Source organism: Streptomyces sp. MK7 (assembly GCF_032658145.1).
In the GTDB taxonomy this organism is placed as follows: domain Bacteria; phylum Actinomycetota; class Actinomycetes; order Streptomycetales; family Streptomycetaceae; genus Streptomyces; species Streptomyces spiralis.
In genome coordinates, this window is record NZ_JAVACL010000123.1 from 1 (window position 1) to 1,325 (window position 1,325).

General features: G+C 56.4%; 2 rRNA genes. Both read right to left on the reverse strand.

From position 1 onward, the window contains the following. Positions 1–61: ribosomal RNA gene (gene rrf / locus R2S09_RS40090) — 5S ribosomal RNA — on the reverse strand; the annotation flags it as partial. A gap of 91 nt (positions 62–152) precedes the next feature. After that, positions 153–1,325, reverse strand: a 23S ribosomal RNA gene (locus tag R2S09_RS40095); the annotation flags it as partial.

Genomic DNA, 1,325 nt, shown 5'->3' on the forward strand with positions numbered 1-1,325 from the left:
GAGGCTTAGCTTCCGGGTTCGAAATGTAACCGGGCGTTTCCCTCACGCTATGACCACCGAAACACTATGAAACTGTCAACCGGAGCCACAACCAAAGGCGGCTGCAACGGTTGTTCGTGGTTTCAGAACCAACACAGTGGACGCGAGCAACTGAGGACAAGCCCTCGGCCTATTAGTACCGGTCACCTCCACACGTTACCGTGCTTCCAGATCCGGCCTATCAACCCAGTCGTCTACTGGGAGCCTTACCCCATCAAGTGGGTGGGAGTCCTCATCTCGAAGCAGGCTTCCCGCTTAGATGCTTTCAGCGGTTATCCCTCCCGAACGTAGCCAACCAGCCATGCCCTTGGCAGAACAACTGGCACACCAGAGGTTCGTCCGTCCCGGTCCTCTCGTACTAGGGACAGCCCTTCTCAAGACTCCTACGCGCACAGCGGATAGGGACCGAACTGTCTCACGACGTTCTAAACCCAGCTCGCGTACCGCTTTAATGGGCGAACAGCCCAACCCTTGGGACCGACTCCAGCCCCAGGATGCGACGAGCCGACATCGAGGTGCCAAACCATCCCGTCGATATGGACTCTTGGGGAAGATCAGCCTGTTATCCCCGGGGTACCTTTTATCCGTTGAGCGACGGCGCTTCCACAAGCCACCGCCGGATCACTAGTCCCGACTTTCGTCCCTGCTCGACCCGTCGGTCTCACAGTCAAGCTCCCTTGTGCACTTACACTCAACACCTGATTGCCAACCAGGCTGAGGGAACCTTTGGGCGCCTCCGTTACCCTTTAGGAGGCAACCGCCCCAGTTAAACTACCCATCAGACACTGTCCCTGATCCGGATCACGGACCCAGGTTAGACATCCAGCACGACCAGACTGGTATTTCAACGACGACTCCACAACCACTGGCGTGGCCGCTTCAAAGTCTCCCAGCTATCCTACACAAGCCGAACCGAACACCAATATCAAACTGTAGTAAAGGTCCCGGGGTCTTTCCGTCCTGCTGCGCGAAACGAGCATCTTTACTCGTAGTGCAATTTCACCGGGCCTATGGTTGAGACAGTCGAGAAGTCGTTACGCCATTCGTGCAGGTCGGAACTTACCCGACAAGGAATTTCGCTACCTTAGGATGGTTATAGTTACCACCGCCGTTTACTGGCGCTTAAGTTCTCAGCTTCGCCCCACCGAAGTGAAGCTAACCGGTCCCCTTAACGTTCCAGCACCGGGCAGGCGTCAGTCCGTATACATCGCCTTACGGCTTCGCACGGACCTGTGTTTTTAGTAAACAGTCGCTTCTCGCTGGTCTCTGCGGCCACCCCCAGCTCA